The 14,421-nt window shown below is 72.5% G+C and carries 10 protein-coding genes and 1 riboswitch; of the genes, 4 read left to right on the top strand and 6 right to left on the bottom strand.

Annotation, left to right across the window (positions count from 1 at the left end):
- Window positions 1-284: 284 nt before the first annotated feature.
- From AC3IYJ_RS31605 to AC3IYJ_RS31595, 3 genes are read right to left on the bottom strand one after another with little or no spacing between them, the layout of a single operon-like run.
- A complete protein-coding gene (locus AC3IYJ_RS31605; RefSeq protein ID WP_489397923.1) occupies window positions 285-1,787 on the bottom strand; it encodes a precorrin-2 C(20)-methyltransferase in 1,503 nt (500 codons plus the stop codon).
- On the bottom strand, window positions 1,784-2,431 hold the full coding sequence (locus AC3IYJ_RS31600) for a precorrin-8X methylmutase (RefSeq protein WP_489397922.1): 648 nt from the start codon (window positions 2,429-2,431) through the stop codon (window positions 1,784-1,786). The genes AC3IYJ_RS31605 and AC3IYJ_RS31600 overlap by 4 nt, the downstream gene beginning before the upstream one ends.
- Window positions 2,428-3,648, bottom strand: a complete 1,221-nt coding sequence (locus AC3IYJ_RS31595; RefSeq protein WP_489397921.1) for a cobalamin biosynthesis protein CobG — start codon at window positions 3,646-3,648, stop codon at window positions 2,428-2,430. The genes AC3IYJ_RS31600 and AC3IYJ_RS31595 overlap by 4 nt, the downstream gene beginning before the upstream one ends.
- Window positions 3,649-3,876: 228 nt before the next feature.
- Window positions 3,877-3,977, top strand: a riboswitch (cobalamin riboswitch).
- A gap of 53 nt (window positions 3,978-4,030) precedes the next feature.
- Here AC3IYJ_RS31595 and cobN point away from each other — a divergent pair.
- Window positions 4,031-7,642 carry a cobaltochelatase subunit CobN gene (gene cobN, locus AC3IYJ_RS31590; RefSeq protein WP_489397920.1) on the top strand — a complete coding sequence of 1,204 codons (3,612 nt, stop codon included), beginning with the start codon at window positions 4,031-4,033 and terminating at the stop codon, window positions 7,640-7,642.
- A gap of 29 nt (window positions 7,643-7,671) precedes the next feature.
- Window positions 7,672-8,145 (top strand): hemerythrin domain-containing protein, encoded by a 474-nt coding sequence (locus AC3IYJ_RS31585; RefSeq protein ID WP_489397919.1) that lies wholly within the window; start codon window positions 7,672-7,674, stop codon window positions 8,143-8,145.
- 19 nt (window positions 8,146-8,164) lie between these two features.
- Here the strand turns inward: AC3IYJ_RS31585 and AC3IYJ_RS31580 are convergent, their stop codons facing one another.
- Window positions 8,165-8,386 carry a hypothetical protein gene (locus AC3IYJ_RS31580; RefSeq protein ID WP_489397918.1) on the bottom strand — a complete coding sequence of 74 codons (222 nt, stop codon included), beginning with the start codon at window positions 8,384-8,386 and terminating at the stop codon, window positions 8,165-8,167.
- Window positions 8,387-8,613: 227 nt separating this feature from the next.
- On the opposite strand from AC3IYJ_RS31580, the gene aroD reads away from it, so the two are divergent.
- Window positions 8,614-9,336 (top strand): type I 3-dehydroquinate dehydratase, encoded by a 723-nt coding sequence (gene aroD, locus AC3IYJ_RS31575; protein ID WP_489397917.1) that lies wholly within the window; start codon window positions 8,614-8,616, stop codon window positions 9,334-9,336.
- Window positions 9,337-9,553: 217 nt separating this feature from the next.
- Window positions 9,554-11,776, top strand: coding sequence for a terpene synthase family protein (locus AC3IYJ_RS31570; protein WP_489397916.1), 2,223 nt, complete (start codon window positions 9,554-9,556; stop codon window positions 11,774-11,776).
- A gap of 44 nt (window positions 11,777-11,820) precedes the next feature.
- Here AC3IYJ_RS31570 and AC3IYJ_RS31565 read toward each other — a convergent pair whose 3' ends face one another.
- A complete protein-coding gene (locus AC3IYJ_RS31565; protein ID WP_489397915.1) occupies window positions 11,821-13,056 on the bottom strand; it encodes a GNAT family N-acetyltransferase in 1,236 nt (411 codons plus the stop codon).
- Window positions 13,057-13,115: 59 nt separating this feature from the next.
- Window positions 13,116-14,417: a YncE family protein gene (locus AC3IYJ_RS31560; protein WP_489397914.1), complete on the bottom strand. Its 1,302-nt coding sequence runs from the start codon at window positions 14,415-14,417 to the stop codon at window positions 13,116-13,118.
- Window positions 14,418-14,421: the final 4 nt, after the last annotated feature.

Here is a 14,421-nt window from a genome sequence, read left to right as displayed (position 1 = left end):
GGGCTGCGCCCGATCCCCCGGGGCCCCGCCCCGGACCCCGCGCCTCAAGCGCCGGCGGGGCTGGATTTTGCCGGGCCTCGGCCTACATCCAGCCCCGTCGGCGCTTGAGGCGCGGGGTCCGGGGGCAGGCCCCCGGCGAAGGGGCCGGGGCGGAGCTCCGGGGAACGGTGGAAGGGCGGGTAGGGGACAGCCCCGCAGGGACCCAACCGGTCGGCGCCGAGCACAGGGCCCGGGGCGGCGTACGCTCCGGGCCTCTTCACTTCGTCAGCCGGTCAGGACCGGGATCACCCGTACCGCCGCGGCGTCCACGTCACCCGTGACCCGTCGGGCCGCTCCGTGACCTGCGTCTGCGAGGACCCGATCAGCAGGATCGTCCGCATGTCCACCTCGGACGGCTCCAGTTCGGCCAGCGTGACGATGCGGACCGACTGCTCGGCACCGCCCACGTCGCGCGCGACGACCACCGGCGTCTGCGGCGCCCGAAGCTCCAGCAGCAGCTCCTTGGCCTGCGCCACCTGCCAGGTCCGGCTGCGCGAGCCCGGGTTGTACAGGGCCAGTACGAGGTCGGCGGCGGCCGCCGCGCGCAGCCGCTCCGCGATGACCTCCCAGGGCTTGAGCCGATCCGAGAGCGAGATCGTGGCGTAGTCGTGGCCGAGCGGCGCACCGGCCGCGGCGGCCGCCGCGTTGGCCGCCGTCACGCCGGGCAGCACCCGGACGGGCACGTCCTTGTACTCCGGCTGCGCCGCGACCTCCAGGACGGCGGTGGCCATGGCGAAGACCCCGGGGTCGCCGCCGGAGACCACCGCCACGCGCTTGCCGCGGCGGGCGAGGTCGAGCGCGAACTCGGCGCGCTCCGACTCCACCTTGTTGTCCGAACCGTGCCGCACCTGGCCCGGCTTGACCGGGACCCGGTCCAGGTACGTGGTGTACCCGACCAGCGCCTCGGCGTCGGCCAGCACCCGCCTGGTCTCGGCGGTCAGCCACAGTGGCCCGGCCGGGCCGGTGCCGACCACGGCGACCTCGCCGGGACCGGAGGGCACGCTGCCCGGGTTGCCGATCCGGCTGGGGACCACGGCGACGGCGAAGTACGGCACGCTGTCGGGGTCGGTGTCGGCGAGGACGCCGGTCCGCTCCCCCGCCATCGTCGCGCGTTCCACGTACCGCGCCTCGGCGAGCCGGCCGCTGTTCTCCATCGCCCGCCGCACGGCGGGGAAGGTGCGGCCGAGCTTCATCACGACCGCGGAGTCGGTGGCGGCGAGGCGCGCGGTGAGCTCCTCCTCGGACAGCGTGCCGGGCAGGATGGTCAGCACCTCCTCGCCCTCCACCAGCGGGGTGCCGAGCCGGGCCGCGGCGGCGCTCACCGAGGTCACCCCCGGGATCACCTCGGCCTCGTACCGGTCCGCGAGCCGCTTGTGCATGTGCATGTACGAGCCGTAGAAGAGCGGGTCGCCCTCGGCGAGGACGGCGACGGTCCGGCCGGCGTCCAGGTGGGCGGCGAGCCGGGCGGCGGAGGCCTCGTAGAACTCCTCCATCGCGCCCTGGTAGCCGCCGGGGTGGTCGGTGGTCTCGGTGGTGACCGGGTAGACCAGCGGCTCTTCGACGTGGTCGGCGCGCAGGTGCTCGGCTGCGATCGAGCGGGCGATCGAGCGGCCGTGACGGGCCGAGTGGTAGGCGACGACGTCCGCCTCCGCGATCACGGCCACGGCGCGCAGCGTCATCAGGGACGGGTCGCCGGGGCCGAGCCCGACCCCGTACAGCTTTCCGGCCTTCTGCGTGCTCCCGCTCATTCGGCCACGCTCGCAATGGCGTTGACGGCGGCGGCGGCCATGGCGCTGCCGCCGCGCCGGCCCCGGACGATCAGGTGGTCGAGTGCCGAGGGGTGCGCCGCGAGGGCGTCCTTGGACTCGGCGGCGCCGATGAAACCGACGGGGACGCCGATGACGGCGGCGGGGCGCGGGGCCCCCTCCTCGATCATCTCCAGCAGCCGGAAGAGCGCGGTCGGCGCATTGCCGACGGCGATCACCGATCCCCCCAACAGGCCCCGGTCCCGCCAGACTTCGAGGGCCGCGGCGCTGCGCGTCGTGCCCATCTTCGCGGCGAGTTCCGGCACGGCCGGGTCGGAGAGGGTGCAGATCACCTCGTTGTCGGCGGGCAGCCGCTTGCGGGTCACTCCGCTGGCGACCATCTGCACGTCGCACAGGATCGGCGCGCCGGCCTCCAGGGCGGCGCGGGCCCGCAGGACGACCTCGGGCGTGTAGCCCAGGTCCCGCGTCAGGTCGGTCATGCCGCAGGCGTGAATCATGCGCACCGCGACCTGGGCGACCGAGGCGGGCAGCCCGGAGAGGTCCGCCTCGGCGCGGATCGTGGCAAAGGACTGGCGGTAGATCTCTGCGCCGTCCTTCTCGTACTCGAACACGGTGTACTCGCTCATTTCTTCACTGCGCCTTCGGAACTGCTTCCTGAAACCTGTGGGGTGTTGCGGGCGGCCGCCAGAGCGGGAGCCAATTCACCTGCGGCCACCAGCTGTCCGCCGATGCGGTAGCCCTCGGCCGTCGCCACCACGTCCACCCACGCGGTGCCGCGCGGATGCCCGCAGCGCCGCTCGCAGCCGGACCAGTGCACGGGCAGGGAGCCTGCCGTCCGCGCTACGAGGGCCCGCGCGTCGGCGCGTACGTCCGCGAGGGATTTCGCACAACCCGGCTGCCCGGTACAGGCGGTGACGGACCGCCAGGGATCCGCCGGGTCGGCGACCAGCCCGGCGGGGGCGACGGCGGTACCGGTGACGACGATGCTGCGCCACGGCGTGGTCCTGGGGGCGCCGGGCAGCTCCCGCCACTGGGCGGTGGTGAGCCGCCCGAGGGGGACCAGCACGCAGAGGGCGTCGCCGTGGACGCCGGGGGCGGGCGGCGGCGCGATGGGCCGGGGGGCGTCGCGCACGAACCGCGAGGCGATGGAGGTCGTGATCAGCCGGAGGCCGAACTCCTGCGCTCCCAGGGCGAATTCCGGCGGCAGCTCGGCGACCCGCCAGGCCCGCGTGCCCGCCTCCGACACGGCTTCGAGGAAGTAGTGGGCGGCTTCCAGCGCGGCCGCCGGGGCGTCGGCCGAGGCCACCTCGACGGCGTCGCTCTCGGCCCCGAGCCGGATCAGGGTGCGCCCGCCGGGCCGTGCGAGGAGGGTGACGTCCGGGTCGAGGGCGGCGACGTCCCCGCGGCCGTCGTCGACGGCGAACAGGAAGCGTCCGGAGAGACCGGCGGCCCCGGGGTCGGCGCACAGGGCCGCGTCCAGGGCCCGGACCTGCTCGGGCCCGCCGAGCGGGCTGGCCACGATGTTGCGGATCCGCTCGTGCGTGGGGGCGGGCAGCAGCCCGGCCGCGTCCAGCAGCTCGGCGAGCCCGGCTCCGCACCCGTCGGCGAGTCCGCGCAGCTCCACGTTGCCGCGCGAGGTGAGTCCCAGGTGCCCGTCCCCGAACCGGTCGGCGGCCAGCGCCAGCGCGGAGGCCTGAGGTGCGGTGAGCAGCCCGCCGGGGATCCGCACCCGGGCCAGGTACCCGTCGTCGGCGGCGTGCAGGCGCAGCGCGCCCGGGCATGCGTCACCGCGGTCCCGTATGACGGGTTCGTCCCGCACTGCGGCGGAAGGGGGCGTGGGCATGGCGGCGAGCATACCCACGATTCTGCGCCCACCCCCTGTGTCGATCACCACCCCGAACCGGCCACACCCGTCCGCGCCCCGGCGCATCCGGCCCCGCCCGAATCCGGCCCCGCCGGCGTTTGAGGCGCGGGGTCGGGGGCAGAGCCCCGGCAACGACCCCGCACCCGACCACGAACCCCCGCCCACCGGCCCCCTAAGATGAGTCCTCGGCGGCCAACAGGCCCGCCATCGCCGAGGACGGCGACATGGGAGGAAGCCCGGTGCGAATCCGGCGCGGTCCCGCCACTGTGAATCCGCGCGGCCCCGGCCACCGGATGAGTCAGGAACTCCCGCCGTCCTCACTGCCCGGGGCGCGGAAACCCCGAGGAAGGCCTGCCGCCGCATGATCCTGCTGCTGTCGACGTCCGACACCGATCTGCTCAGCGCTCGCGCCGCCGCGGACGGCCCCGTCCCGTACCGGTTCGCGAACCCCTCCCGCCTTCCCCTCGACGATCTCCCGGGCCTGCTCGACGGCGTCGACCTGGTCGTCGTACGGCTCCTCGGCGGCCTGCGCGCCTGGCAGGACGGCCTGGATCTGCTCCTCGCCCCGTCCCAGACGCGTCCGGTCGTCGTCCTGACCGGCGAACAGGCCCCCGACGCGCAGCTGATGGAGGCCTCGACCGTCCCGATCGGCATCGCGGCCGAGGCCCACGGCTACCTCGCCCACGGCGGCCCGGCCAACCTGGACCAGCTGGCGCGCTTCCTCTCCGACACGGTGCTGCTGACCGGCCACGGTTTCGAGCCCCCGGCGGCCTCCCCCACCTGGGGCCCGCTGGAGCGCACCGCGCAGCGGACGGAGGGCCCGCGGGTCGCCGTGCTGTACTACCGCGCGCACCAGATGAGCGGGAACACCGCCTTCGTCCACACCCTCTGCGAGGCGATCGAGGCCCACGGCGCGCAGGCGCTCCCCCTCTTCGTCTCCTCCCTGCGCACCCCGGAGCCGGAGCTCATCGCGGAGCTGGAGTCGGCCGACGCGGTCGTTACCACCGTCCTGGCGGCGGGCGGCACCAAGCCCGCGACCGCCTCGGCCGGCGGTGACGACGAGTCCTGGGACGCGGGCGCGCTGGCCGGCCTCGGCGTGCCGATCCTCCAGGCCCTGTGCCTGACCGGTTCGCGCAGCGCCTGGGAGGAGAACGACGAGGGCCTGTCGCCCCTCGACGCCGCCACCCAGGTCGCCGTCCCGGAGTTCGACGGCCGTCTGATCACCGTCCCGTTCTCCTTCAAGGAGCTGGACGAGGACGGGCTGCCCGCCTACGTCGCGGACCCCGAGCGGGCCGCCCGCGTGGCCGGGATCGCCGTGCGCCACGCCCGGCTGCGGCACATCGAGCGCCGCGACAAGAAGATCGCGCTGGTCCTTTCCGCGTACCCCACCAAGCACTCCCGCATCGGCAACGCGGTCGGCCTCGACACCCCGGCCAGCGCCGTGGAGCTGCTGCGCACGCTCATCGCGGGCGGCTACGACTTCGGCCCCGTCGAGGACGTCCCGGGCCTGGTCTCCGGTGACGGCGACGAGCTGATCCGCGCCCTGATCGAGGCCGGCGGCCACGACCAGGACTGGCTCACCGAGGAGCAGCTGGCCCGCAACCCGGTCCGCATCCCGGCGGCCGACTACAAGCGCTGGTTCGCCGAGCTCCCGGCCGAGCTGCGGGACAGCGTCGAGCAGCACTGGGGCGAGGCCCCGGGCAACATGTTCGTGGACCGCTCGGCCAACCCGGAGGGCGACATCGTCCTCGCGGCCCTGCGCCGCGGCAATCTCCTCATCCTCATCCAGCCGCCGCGCGGCTTCGGCGAGAACCCGATCGCGATCTACCACGACCCGGACCTGCCGCCCTCGCACCACTACCTGGCCGCGTACCGCTGGATCCAGGCGCGCGCCGAGGACGGCGGTTTCGGCGCCGACGCGATGATTCACCTGGGCAAGCACGGCAACCTGGAGTGGCTGCCGGGCAAGAACGCCGGCCTGTCGGCGTCCTGCGCCCCCGACGCAGCGCTCGGCGACCTGCCGCTCATCTACCCGTTCCTGGTCAACGACCCGGGCGAGGGCACCCAGGCCAAGCGCCGCGTGCACGCCACCCTGGTCGACCACCTGGTGCCGCCGATGGCGCGCGCGGAGTCGTACGGCGACATCGCGCGCCTGGAGCAGCACCTGGACGAGTACGCCCAGATCTCGGCGATGGACCCGGCCAAGCTGCCGGCCATCCGCGCCCAGATCTGGACGCTGATCCAGGCCGCGAAGCTGGACCACGACCTGGGTCTGGAGCAGCGCCCCGACGACGACGGCTTCGACGACTTCCTGCTGCACGTCGACGGCTGGTTGTGCGAGATCAAGGACGCCCAGATCCGCGACGGTCTGCACGTCCTGGGCGGCGCCCCGACCGGCGACTCCCGCGTCAACCTGGTCCTGGCGATCCTGCGCGCCCGCCAGATCTGGGGCGGTACGACGGCGCTCCCGGGTCTGCGCGAGGCGCTCGGGCTGGACGAGTCCGCGGCCACCCGTACCACCGCCGACGAGGCGGAGGAGCAGGCCCGCGCGCTGGTCCAGGCGATGGAGGACGCGAACTGGGACCCGGAGGCGGTGGCTTCGGTCGCCGCCGGGTTCTCGGCGGACGTGGCGGCCGTGCTGGACTTCGCGGCCCGCGAGGTCGTCCCGCGGCTGGCCGGCACCACCGACGAGATCGCCCACGTGGTCAGCGCGCTGGACGGTGCCTTCGTCCCGGCGGGCCCCTCCGGCTCCCCGCTGCGCGGCCTGGTCAACGTGCTGCCGACCGGCCGCAACTTCTACTCGGTCGACCCGAAGGCCGTCCCCTCCCGCCTGGCGTGGGAAACCGGCCAGGCGCTGGCCGACTCCCTGCTGACCCGCTACCGCACGGACAACGGCGAATGGCCCGCCTCCGTGGGCCTGTCCCTGTGGGGCACGAGCGCGATGCGCACCTCGGGCGACGACGTGGCCGAGGCCATGGCGCTGCTGGGCGTGCGCCCGGTCTGGGACGAGGCCTCGCGCCGCGTGACCGGCCTGGAGCCGATCCCGCTCGCCGAGCTCGGCCGCCCGCGCATCGACGTCACCCTGCGCATCTCGGGCTTCTTCCGCGACGCGTTCCCGCACGTCATCGGCCTGCTGGACGACGCGGTGCGGCTGGCGGCCTCGCTGGAGGAGACCGCGGAGGACAACTTCGTACGGGCCCACGCGCAGGCGGACCTGGCCGTGCACGGTGACGAGCGGCGCGCGACGACCCGTATCTTCGGTTCGCGCCCGGGTACGTACGGCGCGGGCATCCTGCAGCTGATCGACTCCCGCGACTGGCGCACGGACGCCGACCTCGCGGAGGTCTACACGGTGTGGGGCGGGTACGCGTACGGCCGGGGTCTCGAAGGGCGCCCGGCGCGCGAGGAGATGGAGACCGCCTACAAGCGGATCACCGTCGCGGCGAAGAACACGGACACCCGCGAGCACGACATCGCCGACTCGGACGACTACTTCCAGTACCACGGCGGCATGGTGGCCACCGTGCGCGCGCTGCGCGGTACGGCCCCCGAGGCGTACATCGGCGACTCGACCCGCCCGGAGACGGTCAAGACGCGCACGCTGGTGGAGGAGACCTCCCGGGTCTTCCGTGCCCGTGTGGTCAACCCGAAGTGGATCGAGGCGATGCGCCGCCACGGTTACAAGGGTGCGTTCGAGCTCGCCGCCACGGTCGACTACCTCTTCGGCTACGACGCCACGACCGGCGTGGTGGCGGACTGGATGTACGACAAGCTGACCGAGACGTACGTCCTGGACCCGGAGAACCGCGCCTTCCTGGAGGAGGCCAACCCCTGGGCCCTGCACGGGATCGCGGAGCGGCTGCTGGAGGCGGAGTCCCGCGGCATGTGGGAGAAGCCGGACCCGCAGGTGCTGGAGGCGCTGCGCCAGGTGTACCTGGACACGGAGGGCAACCTCGAGGGCGAAAGCGAGTAACCGGCCCGCGGCTGGATCACACTGGCCGCATGTGCCACTACTGCGGCTGCCGTGAGATCCCCCTGATCAAGGAGTTCATCGCCGAGCACGAGGCGGTGACGGACGCGGCGGGCGATGCCCTGCGCGCCCTGGACTCCGGGAACACCGCCAGGGCCGCAGCTCTCGTGGCGGACATGACGGCCGTCCTCCTCGCCCACTGGAAGGGCGAGGAGGACGGCCTGTTCGCCGTCATGGAGCAGGACCCCGAGTACGCGGGTTACATCGAGGCCCTGGTCCGGGAACACCGCGAGCTGGCGGCCTTCCTCTCCCGCGCGGATCTGACGGATCCGGCGGACGTCGCCGCCCTGCGCGCCGCGGTGGAGGAGCTCCACCACCACATCGCGAAGGAGGAGGACGGCCTCTTCCCCGCTTCCCTCACCGCCCTGACCGGCGAGGACTGGGACCTGTCCATCGCGGCCTGGCGCACCGCCCATCCCGACGGGGACCTGAGGCCCGCCGGGTAGCGGGCGCCGGCCGCCGGGGTTACGCCTTGGTGGTCTGGTTCAGCGCTACGAGGGCCTGCGCCCAGCGCGCGTACTTCAGCTGGCCGAAGTCGGCGACGGTCTTCACTCCAAAAGCTTCGAGGAGCAGTTCGCCGTCCTTGTCGGTGACGCCCTTGAGCGCGGCGACCGGGGCCGCGAGCACCTCCGCGAGCGGCTTGTCGGCCCACGCCTTGTCCAGCACCTTGTCGAGATCGATCGCCATGAGTGTCCCTCCCGGAACGCCGAAATCTGTACCGATGGCGCAAATCTAGAACAATCGGACAAGCATCCCGCGCTACGACACCCGCACCCGACGCGGCACGGCGCGGCGGGCTCGGTGCCCAAGGGGCGGGCGGCCACTCTCGCCGATAGCGATTCCGCGTATAATCCGCCGCGTTGATTCGCGTCGGAAATCGGAATCGAAAAGGCAGTGACCGGGAAATGAATTCAATGCGCGCACTTCTGGACGACGGGATTCCACTGGTGGCCGTCAGCTTCGACGACACCGACGCCGAACTGCGCGCGCACGAGGCGCAGGCGGCCGGAGTGGACGTCGCCGAGCTGCGCGTCGACCGGTACGCACGGACCGACACCGCCCATGTCCTGGCCCAGGTGGACGCGTTCAAGGCCCTTCCGGTCCTGGCCACGCTCCGCTCCCCGCTCGAAGGCGGCGACTGGAAGGGGACCGAGGCCGAGCGCCTCGACCTCTTCCGCGCCCTCGCCCCCCGGGTCCAGGCCCTGGACATCGAGCTGTCGTCCCGGGAAATCCTCTCCGGCGTGATCGAGGCCGCCCGCACGCACGACACGGTGGCGATCGTCTCGTACCACAATTTCGAATTCACCCCGCCCACCGAGGAACTCCAGGCCGTCATCGACGAGGCATCGATCGCCGGCGCCGACGTGGTCAAGGTGTCGACCATGGTGGAGTCCGAGGACGACGTACGGCGGCTGGCCGCGCTGCTGCTGCGGGCCGGAGCCGACGGGACCCGGCTGATCGTCATCGCCATGGGTGCGGCCGGCGCCGTCTCGCGCGTCTTCTTCCCGGCCCTGGGATCGCGGATCACCTACTCCTTCTTCGGCGCCAGCTCCGCCCCGGGCCAGCTCGACTTCCCGGAGACCTTCGGTCTGCTGCGCCGGTTCTACCCGGCCTTCGACCGGCGGAAGTCCGCCTGAGCGGCCGGCGGATGCGGGAGGAGGGCCGTTCCCACCGGCCCCTCTACCCGCCGGCCGCCCCCCACATCGCAGAACGACTTCCGCGTCACCTGATGAAGTGAACTCCCCCTTATCCGACCGGCACCACGGGTAGGGCCCTGCTGATCTCGTGCGGAAGGTCCCTCACCGGCCTTCCGCCTCCGTCCGCGAGACAGACAGACGAAAGGTCCACCCTGCCGTGACGCAGCCGTTCCAACTGCCGGATTTCTATGTGCCTTATCCGGCGCGACTGAACCCCCACCTGGAGAACGCCAGGGCCCACACCAAGAAGTGGGCCCGCGCCTTCGGGATGCTGGAAGGTTCCGGCGTCTGGGAGGAGAGCGACCTCGACTCGCACGACTACGCCCTGCTGTGCTCGTACACCCACCCCGACTGCGACAGCGAAGCGCTGTCCCTGGTCACCGACTGGTACGTGTGGGTGTTCTTCTTCGACGACCACTTCCTGGAGATGTACAAGCGCTCCCAGGACCGCGCGGGCGCCAAGGCCTACCTCGACCGGCTCGGCGCCTTCATGCCCATGGACCTGGCCGACGGGTTCCCGGAGGCCACCAACCCCGTGGAAGCGGGCCTCGCCGACCTGTGGGCCCGTACCGTCCCCGCCATGACGATGGACTGGAGGGAACGGTTCTCCGTATCCACCAAGAACCTCCTCGACGAGTCCATGTGGGAACTCGCCAACATCAACATCGGGCGGGTCGCCAACCCCCTCGAATACATCGAGATGCGCCGCAAGGTCGGCGGCGCCCCCTGGTCGGCCGGTCTCATCGAGTACGTGTCCGCCGAGGTCCCGGCGCGGGTCGCGCACTCCCGTCCGCTCGGGGTGCTGCGCGACGCCTTCTCCGATGCCGTGCACATCAGGAACGACATCTTCTCCTACCAGCGCGAGGTCGCCGACGAGGGCGAACTCTCCAACGCCATCCTGGTGTTGGAGACCTTCCTCGGCTGCACCACCCAGGAGGCCGCCGAGGCCTCCAACGACCTCCTCACCTCCCGGCTCCACCAGTTCGAGCAGACCGCCCTCGCCGAACTCCCCCAGCTCTTCGCCGACCACGCCATGGACCCCGCCGAGATCGGCGCCGTCCTCGCCTACGCCAAGGGCCTGCAGGACTGGCAGTCCGGCGGCCACGAATGGCACATGGTCTCCAGCCGCTACATGAACAAGGAGGCCCGCGCCACCGCCCCGCTCACCCTGCCCTTCCTCCCCTCCGGCCTGGGCACCACCGCCCTCGACCTGCGCTCGATCCTCGCCCCGCGCGCCCTGGAGCTGCGCCGCCGCTCCTTCACCCACGTCCCCTTCGAGCGCACCGGCCCGTCCCTGGTCCCGGACGTCTACATGCCCTTCCCGCTCACCATGAGCCCCCACCACGCCCACGCGCGGGAGCGATCCGCGCTCTGGGCCAAGGAGATGGGGCTCGTCGACCCACAGCCCGGAGACCCCGGCTCGGCAATCTGGAACGAGGAGAAGCTGCGCGGCTACGACTTCGCGCTCTGCTCGGCCGGCATCGACCCCGACGCCACCCCCGAGGCCCTCACCCTCAACGCCTGCTGGCTGACCTGGGGAACCTACGGGGACGACTACTACCCGGTGGTCTTCGCCCAGGCCAAGAACCTGCCGGGCGCCAAGGCCACCACCGGCCGGCTCATCGCCATGATCCCGGTGGACCACGCCGAACAGGCGGTGGCGGCGACCGCGATGGAGCGGTCCCTCGGCGACCTGTGGGTGCGCACCAGCAAGGACATGTCCCCCGAGGTGCGGGCCGAGTTCCGGGCCACGCTCGTGAGCATGCTGCAGAGCTGGCTGTGGGAGATCGAGAACCAGATCCAGAACCGCATCCCCGACCCGGTGGACTACGCCGAGATGCGCCGCCACACCTTCGGCTCCCACCTCACGATGTACCTGTGCCGACTCGGCCAGGCGGGCCGGGGCATCCCCGACGAGATCTACGCCTCGGGCACCATCCGCTCCCTGGAGAACGCGGCCGCCGACGCCGCCTGCCTGATGAACGACATCTTCTCCTACCAGAAGGAGGTGGAGGTCGAGGGCGAGGTCCACAACTACGTGCTCGTCACCCGCAACTTCTTCGACATCGACTACCCGCAGGCCCTGCACATCTGCCACTCGCTGATGACGCAGCGCACCGAGGAGTTCGAGCACATCGTGGCGAACCAGCTGCCGCTGCTCTACGACGACTGGAAGCTGGACGCGCAGGCGCGGGCCGGACTCGATGCGTACGTGGGCGAGTTGCAGGACTGGCTCGCCGGAATCCTCAACTGGCACCAGAAGACCAGGCGTTACCGCGAGGAGGACCTGCACCGGCTGGGTGACGGGATCTCCACCGGCGTTCTGAGCTCCGCCTTCGGCATGTCCGCGGCCCGGATCTCGCTGCCCGCCACCGGCTGAGCCGGAGCGGGAGCGGGAGCCGCCGGATCGCTCAGCGGACGGGTCTAGAACTCGTCCGCCGTGTGCGCCAGCAGCGCGGTCCGCAGCCCCGCGTCCAGGGCGGCGGCCGCGCCGGGGGTGTGCTCCGCCACCAGCCCGGCCGCGGCCAGCTCGACGGCCCGGGTCCCGCCCAGGTAGCAGGCCGCGAGCTCCCGTACGTCCAGTGCCAGATCGGGAGCCTGCCCGTCTGCGGGCTCGTACGCCGCCCCGTGCGGCCCCGCCTTCAGCCGGAACCGCCCCGCGTTCGCGGGCAGTCGGGCATCGGTCAGCTCCAGTACGAGTTCCACGGGCTCGGCCCACGACCGCCCGGTCAGCGCCGCCCCCACGTCGACCAGCCGCAGCCAGAGCGCGGGGAACACGGCGGTGACCCTGACCTGGTCCCGGTCGGCGGCGAAGTGCAGCAGCGGGTCGTCGGCCGGGCGGCCCCACGCGCAGACCCGGCCGGTGAGGTCGAGGGAGGCCAGGCACTCCCACAGCGCCGCGGCCACCGCCGGGGTGTCCGCCTCCAGCTCGTAGACCTGGACCTGACCCGGGGTGCGGGAGGGGCCGCTGTCGTCCTCGGGCTTGGTCCGGTAGAGGACGTAGCCCGCGACCGGTTCGCCCGGCTCCCCCAGGACGATGATCCGGGGTGGGCTCAACTCCTCGTCCTCCTCGTCCTGTTCGGTCAGCCACTCCTCGGTCCACCGCCACTCGCCGCGGGTCGGGCGGCCGGCCCGGGTCGCACGGGCCGCCTCGTGGTACGGGCCGATCACGGCGACGGCATCCCCGGGGTCGACCAGGCGCAGCGGCCGCCGGTCCGCCGCGATGCGCAGGGCCAGCGGCCGGGTGGAGTCGATCTCGATGGTGACGCCCTGGGTGGCGCTACCGAAGCCGAAGCGCCCGTAGATGGCGGCCTCGGAGGCCCACAGGGCGGCGATCGGGCTGCCGGCGGCCCCGGCCCGGCGCAGCATCTCGCCCATCAGGGAGGTCAGCACGCCCCGGCGGCGGTGGGTGGGGGAAACGGAGACGAAGGTGAGCCCGGGGCAGGGCAGGTCCGCCCCGGGCACCGAGAGCCGGAAGTCGTGCGCGGCCATGAAGCCGACCAGCGCGTCCCCGTCGTAGGCACCGATGCGGACGCAGTGCAGGAGCAAGTCGTGGTGGCGTTCGCGCGCCTCCTTCTCGGGCCGGTCGTGAAAGACCAGGTACGCGAGCTCCAGAGCGCGGTCGATGTCGGACTCGGGTACCTCGCGAATGTCCACCATGATCGGGAGACTAATCGGTCATCGCGGACCAGTCACATCAAAGCGGCCCGATTTGGCGGTCAGGGCGCCGTCGGCCCGGTCCAGCCGGCCGGAACGTGCCCGAGCCGCACGCGCTGCGGGTGGTCGCCGACGGGTACGGAGACCCGCTTGGTGCCGGTGGCGAAGTCGATCGCCGTCACGCGGTCGGCGCCGCTCTCGGAGATCACGCAGCCGGCGCCGTCGCCGTCCACGGTGGCCCAGTAGGGCTTGACGGCCGGCACTAGGGGCCCCGGTTCCAGGGTGGCCCGGTCCACGACGGTCGCGTAGTCGTCCATGGTTCCGGCGATGCAGAGCTTGGCTCCGTCGGGACTCATGGACATGCCGTGGTGCCGGGAGTCGTTGACCCAGGTGGTGCGGTCGGTGCTGGTGGCCGGGTTCACGGGGAGGGTCTTGATCCGGGTGATCCGGTCGGCGGCCACGTCGTACTCGACGAAGCCGTTGAAGAAGGAGACTTGGAAGTAGAGCTTCGACTCGTCCGGGCTGAAGGACATCGGGCGCACCGCGTCGGACAGGTCCGGGCGCCCGAAGGCGTCGAGGCGGGCGCGCATGTCGATCACCCGGACCGGGCGGAAGGTCTGGGCGTCGACGACGGTGATCTTCCGGTCGCCCTTCGTCCAGTCCAGCCAGGGCGCGTCGAGGGCGGAGGTCACGTCACCGATCGAGCTGTTCCACAGGAAGCGGCCACCCTGGGTGAAGGTGTTCTCGTGCGGTTTGTCGCCGGTGGTGAAGGAGCCGACCTGGCGCCCGCTCGCGATGTCCAGGACGTGCACGGTGTTGGCGGTGGAGGCGGAGACGGCCACGCGCGTGCCGTCCGGGGAGACCGCCATGTGGTCGGCCCGGTAGCCGGCCACCGGGAAGCGCCAGTTGATCCGGCCGGTCCGCAGGTCCACGGAGACGACGTCGGCGAAGCTGGGGCGCGAGGCGACGACGGCGGAGCCGTCGGGGGTGGTGTACAGGTCGTCCACGAACTGGTCGTGACCCTCGCCCGCCGTGGCCCGGATGCCCAGGAAGTAGCCGAGTTTGACGGGGTTGAGGTAGATCTCCCGCAGCCGCTCCGCCTTGTCGGGGATCACGTTGATCCGGCCCACCGCGGCCAGGTCCCCGGTGGAGGCGAGGACGTCGGCGGTGCCCTCCCAGTTGTTGCCCACGAACAGCACTTCGCGCAGGCCCGGTCCGGCGGCCGGGGCTCCCGACGCGGCCCGGGCTCCGGACGCGGTCTCGGCGCCGGCCGCGGGTCCCGCCGCAAGGGCGGCGGCGAGCAGGGCGGCCAGGCCGGCCATGGCCGACAGGGCCCGGCGGGTACGTAAGGGGGTGGCGAACATCCGG

The sequence above is a fragment of the Streptomyces sp. GL_140 genome (genome assembly GCF_057834465.1).
Note: the sequence above shows the minus strand (reverse complement) of the source record. Positions and strands in the feature narration are given on the sequence as shown.